The following is a 22198-nucleotide window of genomic DNA, read 5'->3' as shown; positions in this document are numbered from 1 at the left end:
CTGCGCCCTTCGGGGCGTTAGTGCATCGATAACACAACGGAGAAATTGTAATGTCGTTGAAAAGAAGCACACCCTTTGCACTAAATCCAACTGCGCGTTGGGTAAGAGCTGCATTCATCGCTGGTGTAGCCAGCACTGCCGCTTTTTCAGTACAAGCGCAAGAAACGCAAGAGCAGACCGCGGCGGAGGACGTAGAAGTTATTGACGTTGTTGGCTCACGTCGTACTATACAAGACCAGATTTCGATCAAGCGCGAATCTACTACTGTTGTTGACGGCTTATCGGCCGAAGACATTGGTGATTTACCAGCGCTTTCGATTGGTGAAGCACTAGAATCAATTACGGGTGCTGCTTCGCACCGTGAAAATGGTGGTGCTACAGAAATTACTATTCGTGGTCTAGGTCCGTTCTTAAGTGCTACGCACATTAACGGCCGTGAAGCGACTAACGGTAGTGGTGACCGCTCTGTTAACTTCTCACAGTTCCCAAGCGAACTGGTTAAGAAAATTGCTATTTATAAAACCCAAGACGCCTCTATGATTGAAGGTGGTGTGGCTGGTGTTATCGCCCTTGAAACTGTAGCCCCTCTTGATTACGGCAAGCAGCGTATTCAGGGTGAAGTTAAAGGCAACTATAACCCTGACGAAGGCAATGTAGATAATTCACTTCACAGTGACTTAGGCTATCGTGGAACGATAAGCTATGTTGACCAGTTTGAGTTCAACAACGGCTCTGCGTTAGGTATCTCTATCGGTGCCCAGCGTCAGGATATAACTCAACCTGAAGCCGAGTACAGAAGCTCTAGCCCAACGGGTTCGTCACTATGGGCATGTTTAAACGATCCGACAAATACCAATGAAGGCTTTTTCCGCAGCAGCGCTGGCGACTGTGAAGACCAGGTAAGCGGCAGCTCAAACCAAGGCTATAACACGGAAATCGACCCAGAGACTGGTGAGGCAATTAGTGCAGGTTCACCTTATGCGTGGACAGGTAGCTCTCGTAGTTATCGTCAAAACGAAACATCTGACGAACGTGATGCATTCTTCTTAGCACTACAGTTTCAGCCTAATGACGCCTGGGATATTAACACTGACTTCCAGTACTCGAATCGCTTACAGCAAGAAGCAAGGCACGACTTAATCTTCCTACAGAAACGTGCGATACCTGGCTTGACCGGCCCTACATTGGTAACCAATGATGTAGGCGGCATTTTACATTGGGAAGGTCAAGACCGCATTGAAAGCTCTGGTGAGCAATTCTCTCGCGACGAGACTTATCATGGTTTTGGTATCAATGTTGAACACTTTGCTACTGATGCATTAACGTTAAGTTTCGACCTTGCCTACTCAAAAACCGAGCGTGAAGAACTACAAATTTCAAACCGTGCCCGCACCGAAGATAGACAATTCTTCTCATGGGATATGGGCGATGACATTCCTCATTTCACGGTACAGAACTTTGACGTGACTGATATCACAAACTTTTACGATAGCTTACGTACACGTGCTGATAGAGAAAACACGCGCGAAAACGAAGTTAAGTCAGCTAAAGTAGATTTCAGCTACATTCTTGACCATGATGTTTTCGTAAGCATAGAAGGTGGCTTACGTGCATCTGAAATGACATTTGTACAACTTGGTGGTTCTCAGGGTAATGGTTCTAGAACTGAATGGACGTTCTCGCCTACCGAAGGCTCAAGTGACGAAGAAGAAATCGCTCAGGCAATTGCACTCATGCAAGGTTGTCAGATTGACTTCCCGGAAAGTGATTTCTTATCGTCTGTCTCAGATGGTGACATTATTACTCACGTTGATGGCAACGGAAATACGGTAGATAGCGGTACTGGTTCTTCTTGGGCAACGTATGACAACAACTGCTTCGCCCGTGCCGTAGCTGCATCTAATGGCGATGACTTTGCTTACCCTGAGTTAGAATATGAAAACTCGGGAACAATAGATGTAACTGAACGCACTTATGCCGGTTATTTAATGGCAAACTACGACACAGAAATGTGGGGTAAGTTCGTTCGCGGTAACTTTGGTGTTCGTGTCGTAAACACTGAAGTTACTTCAATTGGCTTCAGAAATTCATTTGAAGTTATTGAAGGTGAACTGGGTACACTGACACTTGTTGAAGATGACTCCGTCGTTGAACGCATTGAAGGTGGCGGTAGCTACACTGAGATACTTCCAAGCGCTAACTTTGTAATGGATTATAGCGACGATATTTTACTGCGTGCAGGCATCTATCGCGGTATGTCTCGCGCAGACCCATCAGACCTAGGCTTTAGCCGTACGTTCCAAACAGATGATGAAGTTGCTCCAACCACTATTTCAGACCTAATTGTTGGCGTAAATGGTTCAGGTAACCCAAGTACAGAGCCACTTATGTCTTGGAACTATGACGTTGCCATTGAATGGTATCCGAATGAAGACTCAATTTTTGCTTTCGGAGTTTACTACAAGCAGTTTAACGGTGGCTTCCAACAGCAAACAGTGCTAGAAACCTTTGAGATTGAAGGTGACGATTATGACTTGCCTATTACTAACTCTGTAACAACAGACGAAAGCAGCAGCATCATCGGTATCGAAACCTCAATCGCTTACCGTTGGGATAGTGGTATCGGTGTTAAATTCGGCTATAACTATGCCGACACTGATTACGAGTTTGAGGACAGTAATTACGGTGATACATTTATTACCGACCTTGACGGTAATACTACTCAGTTAACTCAAGGTATCATTCCTCCAGGCGCTGTACCTGGCTTCTCTGAGCATGTATTTAGCGGTCAGGTTTACTACCAGATTGGCGACCTAGATACAGCGCTTATCTACAAGTACAGAAGTGAGTACTTCCAGCCGTATACCAGCAATGGTACTCGTCTTCGCTACGTAGATGAAGTTGGTGTTTGGGAAGCCCGCGCATCGTATAAAGTTAATGAGCATGTACGCGTTAAGGTTGAAGCAATTAACCTATTCAGTGCGCCTAAGTCTCAAGATTACTACGTTCAGGGTAACCTTGGCGAAGTTAACGACTATGGTCCACGTTTGTTTGCAGGTGTGACTGTTAAGTACTAAGCACTTCCAATCGTAGCAAGTAATGCCCTCGCAAAAGCAAGGCATCACTTGACGCTAGAAGGCCCGAGTTCAAGCTCGGGCTTTTTTATTCGCCCTCCACAAACCTTGCAGCAAACCTATGGTAAGTAATGCTACCCGTACTCTCCACTGGCTTGTTAATGCCCGATAACCTGACAGGCTATATACCCTAGAAGACAGGACATACATTGATGAAGGCTCTATATATCCAAAAAGCTGAAAGGTTTAATTGAAGTGATATACCACCAATTTAATGGCAATAAAAAACCCGCTTAGTAAAGCGGGTTTTTGACTAACTATTGAATGTTAAATTACAGCTGGTTTATTTGCCATACCGTTACTGTGCCGCTCACTTCGTTACCCACAACAAGCAGAGGAACACCGCTCGGGCTGTCTTCAGCATTAACAAATACCAAACTTTCTGGCGCAAGGTCGCCAATAACGTTATCGCTAGTTAACCCTTCCGTAAGGTCGCGGTTGATTACATACTCTGAAAACTGAACGTCGTATGGGTTAGTCACGTCGTACACAAAAATTCCGCCCATGCGCTCAGTGCCGATGAATGCATAAGTGCGGTCACCTACTTGCCCCACGGTTAATGCTTCAGGCTCAGGTCCTTTATCCTCTGAACGCGAATCGCTAGCATTTTCGTCGTCACCGTTGTTGAACTGCGCGCCGTGAACTGAAGCGGTAATGCGCTCAAAATCATCGCCAGAATCATAAACCACCAGGCCATTCTGGTCCCAAACGGTGAATGAACGTGCACCGTACGCATATGCCGCATCGTATTCACCATCACCATCCGCATCGCCCATAGCTGCAGTTACACGCAAACCATCAGCTTCACCTGTTGCTTGTAGCATCGCCAACTCTGAATTTGCCGCAGCAGTTAGGTCTTCTACTTTCACTTCATCGGTATACGCAAGGCAACCATCGTCTTCATCAAAATCAACACCACCAGCTTCAGTACATGCAGCTTCATCAGCAGCTTCAAAGAAGTATTCACGGGCGTCGCCTTCGTTCGCTGTTACAATGAAAGTTGCGTCTTTCCAAGTAAAATTAGCGATAGTATCTGGCTGATATACGCCATAAAGGCCAGTATATTGACCAAAGCTAACCGTATCATTCTCTTGGATATCAATGTTAAGCCCAGCCCAAGATTTGGTGCCTAAGCCAACAATATCCACGGTTAATTCTTCTAAATCTAAAATTGCTAAACCATTGTTTTCCTGGAGGCTTACATAGGCAACATCGTTAGTCGCTGTAATATATTCCGGCTCTAGGTCTTTCGCTACAGTCGAGGTGATAACTGTTCCGTTAATTGTGCGCCCTGCTGGGTTTGGGAACATCACGCCTTGTGCCATAAGCTCAGCTTCACTGCCGTTAAGTGCAGTAAAGCCTACAGTAGTACCTGTTTCTTCAGGTTCGCCACTGGCAAGAATGTTGATAACCGAAATAGAACCTTCAGGGTCAACGGTATAGTCATCCGACGGCTCGCCTTCGTTCGCTACCAACACTTTACCGCCATCAGGGGTGAAAGTGACCATATCAGGTAGTGCGCCTACCTCTACCGAGTCTAAAAATGCGGGAGCAGAGCTATCAAGTCCGTTGTAAAACAGCACATAACCGTTGTCAGTTTTAACATCTGCCGGGACTGCAACAGCCATAAGATCACCGCTTATTGCAATACTTGTTAAGCTGCCAAGCACCACGCCGTTAATGTCAGCTGGCAATGCGATCGTGGACGACGTTAGGGTAGTTGTATTAATTGGGTCTGACATTGCTGCTGTACTAACGCCTGAGGCATCAATAACCGCAATTGTATTAGTTTCGCCGTTAGTGGCGTAAATAGTGCTAGTGTCAGAATGATACTGAACGATCTCAGCTGCTGTTTGATTGCCTAAAAAGGCGCGACCCACGATATCCATCGCGATACCGATGGAAGCATCGGTGCCATCGTTACCATCAGTGCCCGGCTCACCTTGTTCGCCCTGTGGTCCCTGTGCCCCTGTTTCTCCCTGAGCACCATCATCACCGTCAAGGCCGCATCCTGTGAGCGCAGCTGAAACTAGAAATGCAATTAATCCATATTTAAACTTGTTACGCACTGCCATTTGATTTCCTTTTTAATTGTTTTTTGTCGTACGTTGTGAGGTCCGAGAAATCTTAAATTTCTACTCTTAGTACACCAGAAAATTTATTTAACTTCTATGTATAAATTAGAATCAGTTTATGACACAAATATTAAGAAGGCAAAAGCGTGTCATTTTTCTATAAAAAAGCACGCACCTAGCCTACTTTACGTCAATTGTAAGAACATATTTCAACGTTTTTCCTACTTACTGAATTCAATAGAAACGGTCACAAACACGAAGCAGGATCTTTAGCGCGAATGTCTAGTTTTATTTGCTCCCGCTATCTGATACTAATACGGTCAAACAGATGTATAAACTGAATGGAATATCATTTTTTGTGACAGCGTCATGAAAATGAGGGTATTCAGCAATCAAAAGGATTAACTATGAAATTGAAATTCACTGCCTCAGCGGTTATTGCTGCTGCGCTCACATTAACTGCATGTGCAACCTCGCCTACCGGTAGAAACCAAGTATTACTTTATTCAGAAGCCCAGCTAGCACAAATGGGCGATCAAGCTTTTTCAGGCATGAAAGAAGAGCTAAAAATATCGAGTAAAGCTGTACAGAATACTTATGTGGAATGCGTTGCAAACGCCATCACAACTCAGGTTCCGACGAGTGTTTTTAGTGGCCAATGGGAGGTGGTGGTGTTTGATGATGAACAGGTTAATGCTTTCGCGCTACCTGGCGGAAAAATAGGTGTATATACCGGATTATTAAATGTAGCAGAAAACCAACATCAGCTAGCGGCCGTTATTGGTCACGAAGTAGGTCACGTTATTGCGGAACACGGTAACGAGCGTATGTCTCAGTCAACGTTAATTAATGTAGGCAGTCAAGCGGTAGGTCAAGTGTTGGCCGCGAACGAAGTGCCTCAATCAGGCCCTATCATGGCAGCGATTGGTTTAGGTGTTCAAGTAGGAGTTCAGCTTCCTTTTAGCAGAACTCACGAGTCAGAAGCCGACGTCATTGGTCTTCAGCTAATGGCAAAATCTGGGTTTGACCCAAGGCAGTCTGTAAATTTATGGCAAAACATGGATGCGGCGAGCGGCGGCGAACGCCCGATGGAACTATTATCAACTCACCCTGCACCTCAGACAAGAATTAATAACCTACAGGCAAATATGCCCGCTGCCTATGCTGACTATCAGGGCACGGCTTATCGACCTAACTGTAAATAAAAGCACAGCCTTATAGGCTTATAGTTTATTTAGTGCCTAAATAATCCACTTATTTTTAGGCAAAAAAAACGCTGCATTTAGCAGCGTTTTTTGTTTCCAAGATAACGGTTACTCACCGTCTTGTTTGTGTAGGTGCACATCCATTTGCGGGAATGGAATTGATATACCTTCTTTATCAAAGCGAAGTTTAACTTGCTCTGTAAAGTCGAACTTAACTGCCCAGAAATCTGCAGCATTTACCCAAGGGCGTACTACAAAGTTAACACTGCTATCAGCAAGTTCAGAAACCGCTACGGTTGGAGCAGGTTCAGCTAGAATACGGTCATCCGCTTCAATCATTTCTTGCAGCACTTGCTTAGCTTTAAGTAAGTCTGCGTCATAACCAATACCAACAACCATATCTACACGACGAGTATCTTTCGCAGAGTAGTTAGTGATGTTACCGCTATAAATATTGCCGTTTGGAACGATGATTTCCTTGTTATCTGGCGTATTCATTGTAGTTGTGAAAATACCAATTTTTTTGATTGAACCAGCGGTACCTGCAGCTTCAACAAAATCACCCGCTTTGAACGGCTTAAATACTAGTAGCATTACGCCTGCTGCAAAGTTTTTAAGTGAATCTTGTAATGACAGACCAATGGCTAAACCAGCCGCGCCTAAAATGGCTACAAGTGAAGTAGTATCTACACCTAGTTGATCTAGTGACGCGACGATAACAAATAGCATCAAGATAGCACTAAGTATCGCTTCTAGAAAATCGACCAACATATCATCGTATTTAGATTTAGCCATTAGGCGTCTAAATACAGACAGAATAAATCCAACTACTATTTTACCGACTACATAAATCGCTATCGCCATTAGGATATTAATGCCCCATGGAATGGCATAGTCGTTTATGTACCTTTCAACATCACTTGCTGAAAAAAGTGAGAGTTTCTCTTCCATTATATGGTCCTTGTCATGGTTAGTTGTAATTAGCAGAGATACGTTAGCAGCTATTCGTATTATCACCAATACATAATAGGGCCAAACAGCGTAAATTCGCCCTAAAGTCTAAGCTTTGTAGGCTCCTGATAGTGTTAGCATTATCCAAAAGTAGCGGTAAGTATCGCTACTTTCGGATTAAATATATACCAAAGTTTAAGTATTGTTTTGCATAATTGTCATACGTTTGTCACTCAGTAAATGCACTATTTTACGCCGAAGCTTGAATGCGCTTTGCTGGCTTTATCACTTTTTTGGAAGTTACCGAGTTTTAAGACATTTTTTTTGATGATTTTTCAGCTTTAAAGTTTTAGACTAAAGTCTCATAAGAATTGATGTAGATTATGGGTTTCGGTCCTTTTTCGCTAATTCTTATGAACGAGCTTTAGCAAACTATGTCACTTAAAGGATTAACGCATGTTGCTTCTCATAACCCTGTTTTCGGTCGTTTTGTGTTTATTTTTATATTCACTACGCACTGATAAAGGAAAACACACTAAGTATGCAAGAGCGGAATACCGCCCAGCACCAAAATCGAAGCCTTCTTCCGCCGTGTTGAAAACCACTTCGAGTAATTCTTCGCCCTCTGCGGCGTAGAGTAAACCTACGAGTCAGGTGATTATTAAAAGATAGGTCGCGTGTTGCCGTTTGTGTAAGTTTTTATTTAATTATTTACATGATGCCGTCGACAGCATTGCAACCTGCATATCCAGACACGTATCATACGCATCAAAACCAAACACCTGATTCCTTATGCGTATACCAAGAGTTTATTATCCCAACCCAATTCCTTTAGAACAAGAATTTGAATTAACCGAAGATGCGGGTCATCACATCGCTACCGTGCTGCGCATAAAACCCAATCGCCCTATCGTACTATTCAATGGCGATGGCAACGAATACAGTGCGCAAGTCATAAGTGTTCAAAGGAAGAAAGTAACGGTTGAAGCCGATGCATGTCTTTCTTTAGCAAAAGAGTCTCCCCTCCACCTTCACTTAGGTCAGGGCGTCTCTAAAGGCGATAGAATGGACACTGTATTGCAAAAAAGTGTAGAGCTTGGCGTAACAGAGATAACGCCTGTTATTACTGAACGGTGTACAGTAAAGCTTGATGAGTCACGTTGGGAAAAGAAAATTCAGCAATGGCAGAAAATTATTATTGGCGCTTGTGAACAAAGTGGTCGCAATATTATTCCCGTGCTCAACGCCCCAGTAAGTTTAAGTCAGTGGCTGTCCTCCTCAACCAACACTACGCGGTTAGTGCTAGCACCCGGTGCAGAACAAAGTTTGGCGAGACAACCTTATAATACGCAGGGCTTTAGACTGCTTATAGGCCCAGAGGGCGGGCTATCATACACAGAAATCCATCAAGCCAACGAAAACGGTTATCAGTCGGTAAGTTTAGGGCCACGTATTTTACGTACCGAAACGGCGGCAATTACCAGTTTGAGTATTCTTCAGGCACAATTCGGCGACTTTTAAGCCTATATTTTAAACCCATTTTTTTACAGAGCCCTGCTAGGTCAGTAACTTGAAGTATTAGGGTGTGACCCAATATACAAAGATTATCAGCAGGGCTATAAGAGCCGGCATTTTATAAACATTCAAAGTGAGAACATTATGCAATATACCGTTGGCGTAATTATGGACCCCATCGCAAGCGTTAAGCCACATAAAGACACAAGCTTTGCGATGATGCTTGAAGCTCAGCGCCGCGGTGCAAAGGTTGTTTATTTCGAACTAAAAGACCTGTATTTAGACAATGGTAAGCCTATGGGTTTGGGCAAAACCGTGTCGGTTAAAGACCAAGCGACAGATTTCTACGCGATTGAAGACGAAGCAACCCTGCATTTAGGGGATATTGATGTTTTACTTATGCGTAAAGACCCACCTTTTGACAGCGAATTTCTGTACGCCACCCAGATATTGTCGCTGGCGCAAGACGCCGGGGCGCTGGTTGTAAATAACCCTCAAGCTCTTCGTGACTACAATGAAAAGTTGTTTACCTCGTATTTCCCAGAGCATATCCCGAATACTTTAGTTTCGAACAATCAGGCGCTTATTCGTGAGTTTCATGCCAAGCATCAAGATATTATTTGTAAGCCCTTAGACGGCATGGGTGGCGCCTCTATATTCAGAGTAAAGCCTGACGGTAATAACCTAGGTGTAATTATTGAAACTCTGACTCATCTAGGCACGCGCTATATGATGGTACAAGAATACCTTCCAGAGATTAAAGACGGTGATAAGCGTGTATTGATTGTAGATGGTGAAGTAATGCCATACTGCCTAGCGCGGCTGCCAACTAAAGGGGAAACGAGAGGCAACTTAGCCGCCGGTGGCACTGGCCGCCCTCAGCCAATTTCTGATTCAGACCGCGCATTAGCACAAGCCATTGCCCCTACCCTAAGAGAAAATAATATTCTGTTTGTAGGGCTTGATGTTATTGGCAATAAAATTACAGAAATAAACATTACCAGCCCAACGTGCGTAAGAGAAATAGAAGCCGCGTACGACGTAGACATTATGGGCGCACTGTTTGACGCAATTGAAAAGCGCTTAGCCAACAGATAAAACGTGCTTTGCACTAGCCGCCGGCGCGGGGAGTTCGGAAGAGGCCCAACATGGGTGAATGCAGGGCCTTTTAACCTTAGTGTTTGAAGACCCCAAAAGTAAAAGACGTTTATAAATTATAGTAGTAAAAAAGCAAACTATGACGGAATTAAAAAGCCTACAAAATCATTTTCTGGTCGCAATGCCTAGCTTGGACGATCCCTACTTTTCACGCTCACTCATTTATGTTTGTGAGCACAATGCTGAAGGCGCTATGGGTATTGTAGTAAATCAGCCCTCTACTATGAACGTCAAACAACTTCTTGAACAAACCGATAAAGAGTTGACGGTTTCTGAAGACAAAGCAGAACAAATTGTCTTAGCGGGAGGGCCGGTCAACCAAGAACGTGGATTTGTTTTGCATTCGTCGCAAAAGTCTTGGGCATCTAGCCTTAAGCTCGCTCCGGGAATAATGGTTACTACATCAAAGGATATTCTGACGGCTATTGCCAACGATGAAGGTCCAAAAGACGTACTTATTGCTTTAGGTTACGCCGGGTGGACACCCGGGCAGCTTGAAAAGGAAATGCAGGAAAACGCCTGGCTAACCATAGAAGCGGACGAAGAAATCTTGTTTAACACACCTATGCATAAAAGATGGCAAGCAACGGTAAATAAACTCGGTGTTGATGTATGGCAGCTAGCGCCAGGAGCAGGACATGCCTGATCTAGGAAGTCGCACTGTATTGGCGTTCGATTTTGGTACCAAAAGTATCGGCGTAGCGGTCGGTCAGGAAATTACTGGCACTGCCTCACCTCTTGCGGCGCTTAAGGCACGAGACGGCATTCCAGATTGGGCATTAATTGAAAAGCTTTATGAAGAATGGCAACCCCATGTTGTCGTTGTGGGTTTGCCGCTAAATATGGACGGTACAGAACAAGAAATGACCCAACGAGCTCGCAAGTTTGCCAATCGACTCCACGGACGTTTTCGTGTTGCAGTGGAAACCTGTGACGAGCGTCTTACTACTACAGACGCTAAAGCTATGCTGTTTGAGTTAGGAGGCTATAAAAAGCTTACTAAAGATAAAATTGATAGCGTATCAGCTTGCGTGATCTTTACCAGCTGGAGCGAAAGCCAGTACGAGTAGGCGCCTTTGCGCTACTCTTTGTTTTTAATTTTTAGTTTCTGGACTTCTACTTTTCCGCGCCACACTGCCAGCATACATCGAATGCGCTGCCGTTTTCCTCACCACACGCGTCACATCGCCAGTCTTCACTGATGTTATTCGTATTATGTGATTTGGGAACGATGGCCTCTATAACTTTCGATGCTCGCGCATACCAGCTATCGTCGACGAGCCATACCTCCTGCTGAGAATCCTGCCAAGGTAGCTCTCCTATTGCGCCACCAGCAAATTCATTTTTTACCATATAGGGAATAGACAGCGCATCGAGTTCGCTGCGAACCGCCTGCATTTCAAAAGCGTCTTGTGAGGAGAAAAGTTTTTTCAATGACTATCCTATTGCAAAAAATAATGCATACCGCGTAGAGCTTATACGAGAAAGCAGCCCTTGAGCTGCTTTTTAAGTAATTATCCAGGTACCCCTTTTTCAAAGTGTAACTGCAGTACTGAAGAAGCAGTGCCTAGTCATCCATATCAATAGACACATTAGACAAGGTGCCTAAGCTAGAGCCGTCACTGGTATCAAGCTTGATCATTAAGCGCAGATCGTTAGGCGAGTCAGCATGGTGAAGCGCCTGGTCCATATCAATCTTGCCCGCTTTATAAAGGTCATAAAGAGCCATATCAAAGCTTTGCATGCCCTGCTCTTTACCCTTTTTCATAGCTTCTTTTAATGCGCCTATTTCGTTGCGCTGAATAAGGTCGCGCACTAACGGCGAATTAAGCAGTATTTCTATAGCCGCTACCCTGCCCTTACCGTCTGGTGTCGGCACAAGTTGTTGAGCAACAATAGCGCGTATGTTCAGGCTTAAATCGAAGCGCAGCTTATCGTGCTGATCTTTAGGCGCCAAGTGCATAATGCGCTCTATAGCTTGGTTCGCGTTATTGGCGTGTAGCGTTGCCACACATAAATGCCCTGTATCGGCAAACGACATGGCATATTCCATGGTTTCCATTGAACGGATTTCACCAATCAAAATGACATCAGGGGCCTGACGAAGCGAGCTTTTAAGTGCGTCATCGAAAGACTGGGTATCGATACCCACCTCTCGCTGAGTAATTACGCAATTCTTATGCTCGTGGACAAATTCGATAGGATCCTCAATGGTTAATATATGCCCATGAGAATTCTCATTTCTATGCCCAATGAGCGCAGCCAGTGACGTTGATTTACCTGTACCTGTTCCACCTACAAATAGAACAAGACCGCGTTTAGACATAATAATTTCTTTTAGTACTCGCGGCAGACCCAAATCATCAGCTTTAGGAATTTGTGTCACGATTCGACGGATAACCATACCCGCTTGGTCGCGCTGCCAGAATGCTGAACAACGGAAACGGCCAATACCGTCACGTACGATGGCGAAATTACATTCCTTCGACGTATGAAATTCGTCTCGCTGCTTTTCGGTCATCGCTTCGTGAACCAGCGCGAGCGACTCTTCTACCGACGTAGCACTTTCCGTCACTGGCGTTAGTTTACCGTTAATTTTGGCGCTTACCGGAAACTCAGCCGTTATAAATAAATCCGACGCATTGGTATCGACCATTTTTTGTAATAGTGAATCTAGCATAATGGCCTCTAGAAGTTGTTCATAGACTGTTTATCTACTGACTTTGCCGCCGCATCTTCTTTGCTAATGACCCCCATAGCTACCAATCTCTGTAAGCACTGATCCATGGTTTGCATACCATGCGCTTGCCCGGTTTGAATAACCGAGTACATCTGCGGCACTTTATCTTCACGAATAAGGTTTCGTATAGCTGGGATGCCCACCATTATTTCATGGGCTGCAATTCGGCCTCCTCCTACTTTCTTAAGCAGGGTTTGCGATATAACCGCGCGAAGCGACTCCGATAACATCGAACGTACCATGGCTTTTTCCTCTGCTGGGAACACATCAATGATACGGTCAATGGTTTTCGGTGCTGAATTGGTGTGTAGTGTACCAAACACCAAGTGGCCTGTTTCTGCAGCTGAAATAGCAAGGCGAATGGTTTCCAAGTCACGAAGCTCACCCACCAAAATTACATCGGGGTCTTCACGAAGCGCTGAGCGCAGGGCGTTGTTAAACGAGTGTGTATCGCGGTGTACTTCACGCTGGTTTACTAAGCAGAGCTTATTCTCGTGGACAAATTCAATGGGATCTTCAATGGTAAGAATATGTTCGCGTTTGTGCGTGTTGATATGGTCAACCATAGCCGCGAGGGTGGTACTTTTACCCGAGCCTGTAGCGCCAGTGACTAGCACTATTCCGGTAGGCTGATTAATGATGTCTTTAAAAATTTCGGGGGCGCCAAGGTCGTCTAAGGTCAGCACCTTGCTAGGAATAGTACGCAATACCGCCGCAGCCCCGCGATTTTGAACAAAGGCATTAACACGAAAACGAGACAGACCGTTTACTTCGAATGAAAAATCGGTTTCTAAGTTTTCTTCGTACTCTTTGCGCTGCATGTCATTCATAATCTCGTAAACAAGACCATGAACTTGCTTGTGATCGAGGGCAGGCACGTTAAGTTTACGCATCTCGCCATCTACACGAATAATTGGTGGGAGGCCCGCTGATAAGTGTAAATCTGAGGCGTTATTCTTAACACTGAAAGCCAAAAGTTCGGTAATATCCACAACCACTTCTCCAAAACAAGGTGAATAATGCAAACAATAGCAGAAAGACTAGATTCCGCACGAAAAGGAATAGACCAAGCCGCTACCAGTGCACATCGTCCACCAAAAACCGTTAAATTGCTAGCGGTTAGCAAAACAAAACCCGTATCAGATATCATTGAAGCGTATGAAGCGGGACAACGAATGTTTGGCGAAAACTACGTGCAGGAAGGTGTTGAAAAGGTTCAGGAACTTTCCGGGTTCAAGGATATTGAGTGGCATATGATTGGCCCTATTCAGTCAAACAAAACTAAAGTAGTAGCCGAACATTTCGATTGGGTTCAGTCAGTAGACAGAGAGAAAATAGCCCGCCGCCTAAATGAACAACGCCCAGCCTCAATGCCGCCTTTAAACGTATGTATTCAGGTAAACATTGATGATGAAGGCAGCAAGTCTGGCGTAGCGCTTAACGACTTAGCTTCGTTAGTCGAGTTCGTAGCATCTCAGGAGCGCCTTTGTTTACGCGGATTGATGGCAATTCCCAAAGCAAACCCAAGTGAAGAACAACAGCGCGTTACACTATCTAAGCTAAAAGAATTATTTGACCACTACCATACATCACTGAGCAATTTTGATACCCTATCCGTAGGAATGAGTAGTGATATGGCAGAAGCGATTCAACATGGGTCTACCATGGTTCGAATAGGTACCGCTATTTTCGGTAAACGTACTTAGCCACACCTAGAATGCTTAGCCTTGCTACACAGACTTAAATGCAATCAACAAATAGGATTTACATGCAACAGAAAAAATTAGCATTTATTGGCGCGGGCAACATGAGCCGCAGCATCATCAGTGGTCTTATCAAATCTGGGTATTCAAAAGAAAATATTCTTGCGGCAAACCCGTCCACACCAAAGTTAGACGGCCTTAAAGCCGAGTTTGGTATTCACACCACTCAATCTAACGATGAAGCTTGCCAATTCGCTGACGCCATTGTGCTTGCGGTAAAACCACAAATTATGGGTGATATGTGCGGCGAACTGCAAAAAAATAACGACCTATCAGGTAAGTTGTTTATGAGCATCGCGGCCGGTCTACCCGTTGCCAGATTACAAGAGATGTTAGGCGGCGAATACCCTGTGGTTCGTATTATGCCAAATACACCAAGCTTGTTAGGCAAAGGCATGTCGGGTATGTACGCCGACGATACAGTGTCTGAATCTGACAGACAGTACGTAGACGATGTGATGAACAGCGTGGGCGAAACCGTTTGGGTAGATAAAGAAGATGGTATTAACGGTGTTATTGCCGCAGCAGGAAGCAGTCCAGCCTATTTCTTCTTGTTCCTACAAAACATGCAAGAAGAGGCCATGAACATGGGGTTTGATCAAGCCCAGTCACGCCTTATGGTGCAGCAGGCTATGTTGGGCGCAGCTGAAATGGTTTGTAACAACCCTGATCTTGAATTAAGCGAGCTTCGTGCCCAAGTTACGTCAAAGGGCGGCACTACAGCCGAGGCCGTAAATACCTTCATTGATGAAGGCTTAAAAGATATTGTCAGCAAGTCGATGCGGGCAGCCGTAGCGCGTGCTGAAGAAATGGCAAAACAGCTATAACGTTTTAGGAAAAACACAACATGAATGCAACGGTATTTTTGGTTGATACCTTATTTAGCCTTTATTTGATGGTGGTTATTCTGCGCCTTTGGTTACAAATGGTTCAAGCAGACTTTTATAACCCAATGAGTCAATTTGTAGTAAAAGCAACCCACCCTATCGTGGGGCCGTTGCGCCGTGTTATCCCGTCAATCGGCAGATTCGACACCGCTACCTTTGTGTTGGCGATAGCGGTATGCGCGCTTAAACTTATTACTCTTGGACTTATGTTTGGCGGTACTCTAAACCCCGTAGGCATAGCTATTTTATCGGTAATTGGCGTGATAAAAGAAACCCTATCGTTAATGTTCTGGGTATTGCTGTTACGTGCAATTTTAAGCTGGGTATCGCAAGGTCAATCTCCGGTAGACTATGTGCTGTATCAACTAACTGAACCTTTTTTAGCGCCTATTCGCAAAGTCATTCCTCCGCTAGGTGGCCTTGACTTGTCGGTACTGATTGCCATCATCGCATTACAGTTTTTACAGCTTCTGATCCAAGACACTTTCCCTATGTAAACAATGTTTACTACAGGCATTAAAGGTGAAACCTTAGGTCATACAGTATTAGGCAGCGGGTACTCCCGCTGTTTTGTAAAAGAAAAATATGAAGGCAAAGTAAGGTCTATCATGAGTAAGATAAAACAAATTAATAAAGGCTATGTGGCATTTCTTGCTATAGCTATAGCTTGCTTAAGCTTCTCTGCATTTGCCGAACAGAAGAAAACGCTTGGTGAATGGGATGTACACTATATGGTAGTAAGTACGCCTTTTTTAACGCCTGAAGTTGCAGCTAATTACGGTATTGTTAGAAGCAAGTTTAACGCGCTGGTTAATATCTCTGTACTCGACAAAACTTCAGGTAAAGCGCAACGTGCAGACGTAACAGGTACGGCAAAGAACCTCTTAGGCAATGCTCGCAAACTTACCTTCAAGAAAGTGGAAGAAGGCGATGCCATTTATTATCTCGCCGTACTACCGTTTCGCGATCAAGAAACGTTCAGGTTTGAAATAGACGTACAAAAAGGTGCAAGTAAACAGACGCTGAAATTCCAGCAAAAAATGTATGTGGATGAATAGGCAACTACAGGTTACTTTCTTAGGCAATAATGTTTACGCAGTAAACCTTGCCAATGCTGATAATTTGTAACCTCTTTTTACTAAACATACTTTTAAAATTGATAAAGCGAGATAGCCTTAAATGGGTATCTCGCTTTTTTATTGTGTTAAAAAATTGATAACCCCCCTTTACCAATCTGATGCAGTAGTAAATAATCAAGACAACTGGTCGGGCAAGTTAGCTCGTGAAAATTAAAGCATTAGATACTGAAGCTTGTTGATGTGCGATTAAATTTGGTTTCGACTCACTTTAGTTGCTAAGCAACATGCTAGCTGCCTTCATAGCAAAAAATAGAGAATAAATATGAATACGCCCTCGTCTCAGTCTGCACCTCAGACCACCGCGACCCATTCTGCCAATAACGCAAAACAGCAGTCACCTTTCTTCCCTAACCTATTAGCCCCATTGGATTTGGGTTTTACTTCATTTCGCAACCGTACCTTGATGGGCTCAATGCATTTAGGTTTAGAAGAGGAAAAAGGCGGCTTTGATAAACTGGCAGCTTTTTATGCCGAGCGTGCCAAAGGCGGTGCAGGGCTTATTGTGACTGGCGGTATTAGCCCTAACATTTCAGGTTGGGTAGCGCCCTTCGCTGGCAGAATGACGCGCTCTCGTCACGCCAAGAAGCACCGTGTTATTACCGATGCTGTACATAAAGAAGACGGTAAAATTTGTATGCAAATACTGCATTCGGGTCGCTATGGTTATCACCCGCTTGCTGTTTCCGCTTCCCCCATGAAGTCGCCCATTACCCCTTTTAAGCCTCGTGAACTGTCCTCGCGCGGTGTAAGAAGCACAATTAAAGACTACGTCAAATGCGCCAGTCTGGCTCAGAAAGCAGGTTACGACGGTGTGGAGATTATGGGTTCGGAAGGCTACCTCATAAACCAGTTTTTCTGTGAGCGCACCAATCATCGAAATGATGAATGGGGCGGCAGTCTAGAAAACCGAGCCCGCTTAGCAATTGACATAGTTAAAGGTGTACGCGCGAAAGTAGGTACTAACTTCATTATTATTTATCGTTTGTCTATGCTGGATTTAGTTGAAGGCGGCGCTAAGTGGGATGAAGTCGTGTACTTGGCTAGAGAAATTGAAAAAGCAGGCGCTACGCTAATTAATACTGGCATTGGTTGGCACGAAGCGCGAGTACCGACTATTTCCACATCTGTACCTCGTGCAGCGTTTACTTGGATAACCGAACGCATGAAAAAAGAGGTGAATATTCCTCTTATCACCACTAACCGTATTAATACACCTGAAGTTGCAGAATCGGTTCTCGCACAAGGCCATGCTGATATAGTATCGATGGCGCGACCTTTCTTGGCTGACGCACACTTTGTAGCCAAGGCCATGCGCAATGAATCTAAACTTATAAACACGTGTATTGCCTGTAATCAGGCCTGCCTAGACCATGCGTTTGAACAAAAGCGTGCAAGTTGCTTAGTAAATCCACAAGCGTGCTATGAAACCGAACTTACCTTTACACCAACGCAAAACAAGAAAAAGCTAGCGGTAATAGGTGCAGGTCCAGCTGGATTGGCATTTTCAATGTATGCTGCTGAGCGAGGGCACGACGTGCATTTATTTGATAAAGCCAGTGAAATTGGCGGTCAATTTAATTACGCCAAGCAAGTGCCGGGTAAAGAAGAGTTTTATGAAACCCTGCGTTACTTCGACAATCAGCTAGCGCGGGTTGGCGTTACGGTTCACCTTAACACCGAAGTGAACACAGAGAGCCTCGTCGATGAGGGGTTTGATGAAGTGGTGCTAGCAACAGGCATCAATCCACGTAAACTTTCTATTGAAGGTCACGACCACCCTAAAGTGATGAGTTATTTAGACGTATTGCGCGACCACAAACCAGTGGGTAAAAAAGTAGCCATTGTAGGTGCTGGCGGTATTGGCTTCGACGTAGCAGAGTTCTTGGTTGAACACGAACATCTAGCTAACGACAAAGACAAATGGCTAGCCCATTGGGGTATCGATAAAAATTATTCGGCACCTGGCGCACTTAAAGAAAAAGCTATCGAGCCCTCTGAACGCGAGGTGTATTTGCTACAACGTAGGACTTCAAAGGTGGGCAAAGGTCTAGGTAAAACAACGGGCTGGATCCACAGGCAGTCATTGAAGCACCACAACGTTCAAATGATAAATGGCGTTTCCTACGAGAAAGTGGACGACGAAGGGCTGCACGTACTCATTAACGACACGCCTAAGGTGCTGCCTGTCGATAATGTTATTGTATGTGCAGGCCAAGAGCCCTTTAAACCTCTGCAGCAACCTCTAGAAGATGCAGGCTTAACCGTACATATTATCGGTGGTGCTGACGTCGCGGCAGAACTCGATGCCAAGCGTGCTATTCGCCAAGGCGCAGAACTGGCAGCGCGAATTTAAAACTGATCAAACATGATAGCGTTGCCATCTGGGTCCTTTACGATAAAGTGCCCTGGGCCGCTATCGCCTTTCACGGGTACATCTAATGCAATGTCTTGTTCAACTAAGCTAGCCTGAAGTGTTCTAACATCGCTGGGGTTAAAGGTCATAATGTTGTCTTCAAACATACCTTCGAATAAGCCAATCATGGTGTTGCCGTTTTTCATCATTAACCATTTGTCTTCCACCGAGCCACATGAAGGCATAGCTTCAAAGCCTAATGCTTCGTAGAAGGCTTTCGATTTATTAATATCTTTGACCGTTAAACTTAATGAAAATAACCCTAACTCCACCTTGCGCTCCTTCAAACCTTTAGAAAAATTGTACAATTACTACTCTAGTGAAGCTATTCGTCAATATCACTGCTATTGGTCGCAAAAACGAAAAAAGCCAGCAAGGTCTTAAACTTACTGGCTTTATTGTGTATTAAGTTCTACTTAATTTGTCGCTTTTCACTAACTTTTTTGGCTAGCTATCCAGCGGTCAATTTTTTGTTCAAGAATGGCAAGTGGAATACCACCCGTATTTAATACTTGTGCGTGGAACTCACGAATATCGAAATCGTCGCCTAGTGCTTTCTCTGCGCGAGCGCGCAGTTCTTGAATTTTAAGCGCGCCAACTTTGTAAGACAGTGCTTGCGACGGTATAGCAATATAACGCTCTACCTCTGCCACGACTTCTGTGCGAGTCATACCTGAGTTTTCGAGCATAAAATCGATAGCTTGTTCACGGCTCCAACCTTTGGCATGAATACCTGTATCTACCACCAAACGCATGGCGCGCAGCTGTTCATCCTGAAGCGTGCCGTAACGGTTCCATGGGTCATCAAAGAAACCCATTTCATACCCTAGCGTTTCAGAATACAGTGCCCAACCTTCACCGAAGGCTGGTAGGAAGCTAAAGCGCATGAAAGAGGGTAGCGCTTCATTTTCTTGCGCAAGGCTTACCTGGAAATGGTGGCCGGGAGCGCCTTCGTGAAGATACAATGTAACGTTGCCTGTAGTTAAACGGCTAGGCAAGTCGTAGGCATTAAAGTAAAAAGTACCAGGGCGAGAGCCATCTGGCGTGCCCGGTTGATAGGAGCCACCCGCACTAAATTGCTCGATAGCAGGGTCGTAAGGTTTTATTTCTAATTCAGATTTTGGCAGTAGAGAAAAGTATTGATCAATTTTCTCATCCACTTCACGACCAATATCATAATAGCTCTGGGTTAGTGCCTCACGGCTTTCAGGCTTGAATTTAGGATCGGTGCGTACATAGTCGAAGAACTCGTTTAATGTTCCTTCAAACTTTACTTCGTCTTTAATTTCAAGCATATCATTTTTGATACGCTTAACTTCTTTTAAACCAAGATTGTGCAGTTCATCAGGGGTCATTGGCAGCGTCGTTGAACCTTCCACCATCAATTGATAAAGCTTTGCACCACCTTTCATATCGCTAAGGCCAACGCTTCCACGAGCAACGGGAAAATACTCGTCGCGCAGGAAGTCGCGCATGCGTGTGGTTGCATCGTAAATCTCTTGCGTCGCTTTCTCGTAGTCAGCGGTTAAGCGGGCTTTTTCCTCATCAGAGAAACTTTCTGGGAACATGGTAATTGGCCCCCAAAATTGTGACTCTTTGATAGGGATAGCCAGTTGAGTATCTAACTGCTTGATGACACGGTCGATGGTTAACTTAGTTTCCAGCACGCCACTTTCCATGCCTTCGCGAAATTTGCCTATAGCGCGGTCAGAAATAGCAATATAATCTTTGTGGCGAGATAGGTTATTGTCGTAATCTTCAATTGTTTTGAATGGGGCTGCGCCCTTTCCGCTCGCAAATGTTGGATAGAAAGTATGAAACCCTCTAAAGTGATTCACAGGACGTACTTCTGTAAGGGCTTCAATTTCATCGCTCGACATTTCTAGCGAGCGCTCTTGGTTGTATGCGAATACGTCGTAAGCGAGTTTATCGGTGTCGCTTAGCTTACTGCGGTCAATTTGTTTAAGCTCAGATAAATTCAGCAATGTCGCTGTTTTTCCCGCTAAGGCGTGAGAGTCTGTTAAGAAGTCGCCCATTCTGTCTGCGTAACGCATATCGCCACGGAATATAGCCATTATCGGGTTAAGCTCGATATTGCGCTGATCTGCAGCGGCAAATAGCGCAAAAAGTTTTTCGTGCTCAGACATTTTTTCTGTCACTGATTCACTTTTTGGTGAACTCTGCATATCTGCGTGATTGTGTGCATGGGTTACCGCTGAGCTAAGGCCCAGTGCCATAGTTACTGCACTACTGACGAGTAGTGTTTTAAATGATTTCATTTGTGATTACCTTCTTGTTTTATTGTCTCGCCGCTAGTGTTACGCAAGCTTCTGTATCAGCCTTATCTTCTGCTTTTAGGTCAGCTTTTATAACAGCGGCGCTGTCGTTATATGTTTTTGCCCTACAATGACGTAGCAAACTGCTTCGATTATTGGGACCTGAACCGGGTACTTAATATAAAATTTATATTTGATGAATTGTAATCTAATGCACACTCGGCCAGGCGTGTAATTAGCACCACGTCAAACCAGCCCAGGGATGTCAGGCTCTGTAAGTAATTATTCAGGTAAATGAGCCATCTCTTGTCGCCATGCTCTTTCATAGGCTTCACGACCCAATACACGTTTCGCGTAAGCCCCTACATTTTCTGTTTTACCGTCTAGCGTGATATCGAGTTTACTGCCTTTCGCCCACGCCAAAATATGACCTGCTATCACGTCGGTCATGGTAAACAGGCCGCCGCACGCAAATTCTTTGTCGCCAAGCATAGAGGAGAAAACCGGCAATACTCGCTTAAATTCCCATTCCGCTATTTTGCGCATTGGTTCGAGCCTCTGCTCTTTTGGCAGGGCAAAGGTGTGTTTTGCCAAATTCCAAATGGGCTGCTCTAATTCACTGGTAAGAAACATCATCATTTCTTCATATTTTGCACGCTCGAAACTGCCGGACTCTGGAATAAATTCGTGCATGCCGTGTTTTTCAGCTAAAAACGTGACAATAGCAGCGGACTCGGTCAAGGTACCTTCGGGTGTCGCTAGCACTGGAATTTTTGCTGCCGGGCTTATGGATTTGTATTCCTCTGACAGGTGCAGCCCTCGTTTTAGGTCAATCAACTTGTATTCAAAAGGTAAGCCTAGCTCCTCTAAAGCCCATGCCACGCGAACTGAGCGGGTCTTCGGATAACCGTAAAGTGTATACATGACAATATCCTATAAAAA

19 protein-coding genes are annotated in these 22198 nt (G+C 44.6%); 11 read left to right on the top strand and 8 right to left on the bottom strand.

Features of this window, described 5'->3' with window-relative positions; all coding sequences use genetic code 11:
- The first annotated feature begins 50 nt into the window (after window positions 1-50).
- Window positions 51-3077 (top strand): TonB-dependent receptor, encoded by a 3027-nt coding sequence (locus tag D1814_RS12555; RefSeq protein WP_118492759.1) that lies wholly within the window; start codon window positions 51-53, stop codon window positions 3075-3077.
- 329 nt (window positions 3078-3406) lie between these two features.
- Here D1814_RS12555 and D1814_RS12550 read toward each other — a convergent pair whose 3' ends face one another.
- Entirely contained in the window at window positions 3407-5209 is a 1803-nt protein-coding gene (locus D1814_RS12550; protein WP_118492757.1) for a choice-of-anchor I family protein, read from the bottom strand.
- A gap of 407 nt (window positions 5210-5616) precedes the next feature.
- Here D1814_RS12550 and D1814_RS12545 point away from each other — a divergent pair, with 407 nt between their 5' ends.
- A complete protein-coding gene (locus tag D1814_RS12545; protein ID WP_118492755.1) occupies window positions 5617-6414 on the top strand; it encodes a M48 family metallopeptidase in 798 nt (265 codons plus the stop codon).
- A 108-nt stretch (window positions 6415-6522) separates the two neighbouring features.
- Here D1814_RS12545 and D1814_RS12540 read toward each other — a convergent pair whose 3' ends face one another.
- A complete protein-coding gene (locus D1814_RS12540; RefSeq protein ID WP_118492753.1) occupies window positions 6523-7365 on the bottom strand; it encodes a mechanosensitive ion channel family protein in 843 nt (280 codons plus the stop codon).
- A 792-nt stretch (window positions 7366-8157) separates the two neighbouring features.
- Between D1814_RS12540 and D1814_RS12535 the strand changes: the two genes are divergently transcribed.
- From D1814_RS12535 to ruvX, 4 genes are all read left to right on the top strand, one after another.
- A complete protein-coding gene (locus tag D1814_RS12535) occupies window positions 8158-8886 on the top strand; it encodes a 16S rRNA (uracil(1498)-N(3))-methyltransferase (RefSeq protein ID WP_118492751.1) in 729 nt (242 codons plus the stop codon).
- A gap of 138 nt (window positions 8887-9024) precedes the next feature.
- Window positions 9025-9978 carry a glutathione synthase gene (gshB, locus tag D1814_RS12530; RefSeq protein ID WP_118492749.1) on the top strand — a complete coding sequence of 318 codons (954 nt, stop codon included), beginning with the start codon at window positions 9025-9027 and terminating at the stop codon, window positions 9976-9978.
- A gap of 139 nt (window positions 9979-10117) precedes the next feature.
- On the top strand, window positions 10118-10684 hold the full coding sequence (locus D1814_RS12525) for a YqgE/AlgH family protein (RefSeq protein WP_118492747.1): 567 nt from the start codon (window positions 10118-10120) through the stop codon (window positions 10682-10684).
- Window positions 10677-11108 carry a Holliday junction resolvase RuvX gene (gene ruvX / locus D1814_RS12520; protein WP_118492745.1) on the top strand — a complete coding sequence of 144 codons (432 nt, stop codon included), beginning with the start codon at window positions 10677-10679 and terminating at the stop codon, window positions 11106-11108. Before D1814_RS12525 ends, ruvX begins: the two co-directional genes overlap by 8 nt.
- A gap of 46 nt (window positions 11109-11154) precedes the next feature.
- Here ruvX and D1814_RS12515 read toward each other — a convergent pair whose 3' ends face one another.
- The 3 genes from D1814_RS12515 to D1814_RS12505 all read right to left on the bottom strand — a co-directional run bounded on the left by D1814_RS12515 (window position 11155) and on the right by D1814_RS12505 (window position 13770).
- The gene (locus tag D1814_RS12515) at window positions 11155-11472 is read right to left on the bottom strand and encodes a putative signal transducing protein (RefSeq protein WP_118492743.1); all 318 of its coding nucleotides are present in this window, start codon (window positions 11470-11472) and stop codon (window positions 11155-11157) included.
- A 133-nt stretch (window positions 11473-11605) separates the two neighbouring features.
- Window positions 11606-12718: a PilT/PilU family type 4a pilus ATPase gene (locus D1814_RS12510; RefSeq protein ID WP_118492741.1), complete on the bottom strand. Its 1113-nt coding sequence runs from the start codon at window positions 12716-12718 to the stop codon at window positions 11606-11608.
- Window positions 12719-12726: 8 nt separating this feature from the next.
- Window positions 12727-13770: a type IV pilus twitching motility protein PilT gene (locus D1814_RS12505; protein ID WP_118492739.1), complete on the bottom strand. Its 1044-nt coding sequence runs from the start codon at window positions 13768-13770 to the stop codon at window positions 12727-12729.
- Between the two features lie 27 nt (window positions 13771-13797).
- Here D1814_RS12505 and D1814_RS12500 point away from each other — a divergent pair, with 27 nt between their 5' ends.
- The 5 genes from D1814_RS12500 (at window position 13798) to D1814_RS12480 (ending at window position 18920) form a co-directional block, all read left to right on the top strand.
- Window positions 13798-14484 carry a YggS family pyridoxal phosphate-dependent enzyme gene (locus D1814_RS12500; protein ID WP_118492737.1) on the top strand — a complete coding sequence of 229 codons (687 nt, stop codon included), beginning with the start codon at window positions 13798-13800 and terminating at the stop codon, window positions 14482-14484.
- 62 nt (window positions 14485-14546) lie between these two features.
- A complete protein-coding gene (gene proC, locus D1814_RS12495; protein ID WP_118492735.1) occupies window positions 14547-15368 on the top strand; it encodes a pyrroline-5-carboxylate reductase in 822 nt (273 codons plus the stop codon).
- Window positions 15369-15388: 20 nt separating this feature from the next.
- Window positions 15389-15925 carry a YggT family protein gene (locus D1814_RS12490; protein ID WP_118492733.1) on the top strand — a complete coding sequence of 179 codons (537 nt, stop codon included), beginning with the start codon at window positions 15389-15391 and terminating at the stop codon, window positions 15923-15925.
- A 111-nt stretch (window positions 15926-16036) separates the two neighbouring features.
- Entirely contained in the window at window positions 16037-16486 is a 450-nt protein-coding gene (locus D1814_RS12485) for a DUF4426 domain-containing protein (RefSeq protein ID WP_118495382.1), read from the top strand.
- 343 nt (window positions 16487-16829) lie between these two features.
- Window positions 16830-18920 carry an NADPH-dependent 2,4-dienoyl-CoA reductase gene (locus tag D1814_RS12480; RefSeq protein WP_118492731.1) on the top strand — a complete coding sequence of 697 codons (2091 nt, stop codon included), beginning with the start codon at window positions 16830-16832 and terminating at the stop codon, window positions 18918-18920.
- Here the strand turns inward: D1814_RS12480 and D1814_RS12475 are convergent.
- From D1814_RS12475 to D1814_RS12465, 3 genes are all read right to left on the bottom strand, one after another.
- Window positions 18917-19252, bottom strand: a complete 336-nt coding sequence (locus D1814_RS12475; RefSeq protein WP_118492729.1) for a VOC family protein — start codon at window positions 19250-19252, stop codon at window positions 18917-18919. The genes D1814_RS12480 and D1814_RS12475 overlap by 4 nt on opposite strands.
- A 162-nt stretch (window positions 19253-19414) precedes the next feature.
- Window positions 19415-21259 (bottom strand): DUF885 domain-containing protein, encoded by a 1845-nt coding sequence (locus D1814_RS12470; RefSeq protein WP_118492726.1) that lies wholly within the window; start codon window positions 21257-21259, stop codon window positions 19415-19417.
- A 279-nt stretch (window positions 21260-21538) separates the two neighbouring features.
- Window positions 21539-22180 carry a glutathione S-transferase family protein gene (locus D1814_RS12465; RefSeq protein WP_118492723.1) on the bottom strand — a complete coding sequence of 214 codons (642 nt, stop codon included), beginning with the start codon at window positions 22178-22180 and terminating at the stop codon, window positions 21539-21541.
- Between the last annotated feature and the right edge of the window lie 18 nt (window positions 22181-22198).

Origin of the sequence: Alteromonas sp. BL110 (assembly GCF_003443615.1) — a bacterium.
Taxonomy (GTDB): Bacteria; Pseudomonadota; Gammaproteobacteria; order Enterobacterales; family Alteromonadaceae; genus Alteromonas.
Note: the sequence above shows the minus strand (reverse complement) of the source record. Positions and strands in the feature narration are given on the sequence as shown.

What these genes read in the sequence shown, in the direction of transcription:
- D1814_RS12555 (WP_118492759.1), top strand. Translation starts at nt 51, where the DNA reads ATGTCGTTGAAAAGAAGCACACCCTTTGCACTAAATCCAACTGCGCGT.
- D1814_RS12550 (WP_118492757.1), bottom strand. Translation starts at nt 5,209, where the DNA reads ATGGCAGTGCGTAACAAGTTTAAATATGGATTAATTGCATTTCTAGTT.
- D1814_RS12545 (WP_118492755.1), top strand. Translation starts at nt 5,617, where the DNA reads ATGAAATTGAAATTCACTGCCTCAGCGGTTATTGCTGCTGCGCTCACA.
- D1814_RS12540 (WP_118492753.1), bottom strand. Translation starts at nt 7,365, where the DNA reads ATGGAAGAGAAACTCTCACTTTTTTCAGCAAGTGATGTTGAAAGGTAC.
- D1814_RS12535 (WP_118492751.1), top strand. Translation starts at nt 8,158, where the DNA reads ATGCGTATACCAAGAGTTTATTATCCCAACCCAATTCCTTTAGAACAA.
- gshB (WP_118492749.1), top strand. Translation starts at nt 9,025, where the DNA reads ATGCAATATACCGTTGGCGTAATTATGGACCCCATCGCAAGCGTTAAG.
- D1814_RS12525 (WP_118492747.1), top strand. Translation starts at nt 10,118, where the DNA reads ATGACGGAATTAAAAAGCCTACAAAATCATTTTCTGGTCGCAATGCCT.
- ruvX (WP_118492745.1), top strand. Translation starts at nt 10,677, where the DNA reads ATGCCTGATCTAGGAAGTCGCACTGTATTGGCGTTCGATTTTGGTACC.
- D1814_RS12510 (WP_118492741.1), bottom strand. Translation starts at nt 12,718, where the DNA reads ATGCTAGATTCACTATTACAAAAAATGGTCGATACCAATGCGTCGGAT.
- D1814_RS12500 (WP_118492737.1), top strand. Translation starts at nt 13,798, where the DNA reads ATGCAAACAATAGCAGAAAGACTAGATTCCGCACGAAAAGGAATAGAC.
- proC (WP_118492735.1), top strand. Translation starts at nt 14,547, where the DNA reads ATGCAACAGAAAAAATTAGCATTTATTGGCGCGGGCAACATGAGCCGC.
- D1814_RS12490 (WP_118492733.1), top strand. Translation starts at nt 15,389, where the DNA reads ATGAATGCAACGGTATTTTTGGTTGATACCTTATTTAGCCTTTATTTG.
- D1814_RS12485 (WP_118495382.1), top strand. Translation starts at nt 16,037, where the DNA reads ATGAGTAAGATAAAACAAATTAATAAAGGCTATGTGGCATTTCTTGCT.
- D1814_RS12480 (WP_118492731.1), top strand. Translation starts at nt 16,830, where the DNA reads ATGAATACGCCCTCGTCTCAGTCTGCACCTCAGACCACCGCGACCCAT.
- D1814_RS12470 (WP_118492726.1), bottom strand. Translation starts at nt 21,259, where the DNA reads ATGAAATCATTTAAAACACTACTCGTCAGTAGTGCAGTAACTATGGCA.
- D1814_RS12465 (WP_118492723.1), bottom strand. Translation starts at nt 22,180, where the DNA reads ATGTATACACTTTACGGTTATCCGAAGACCCGCTCAGTTCGCGTGGCA.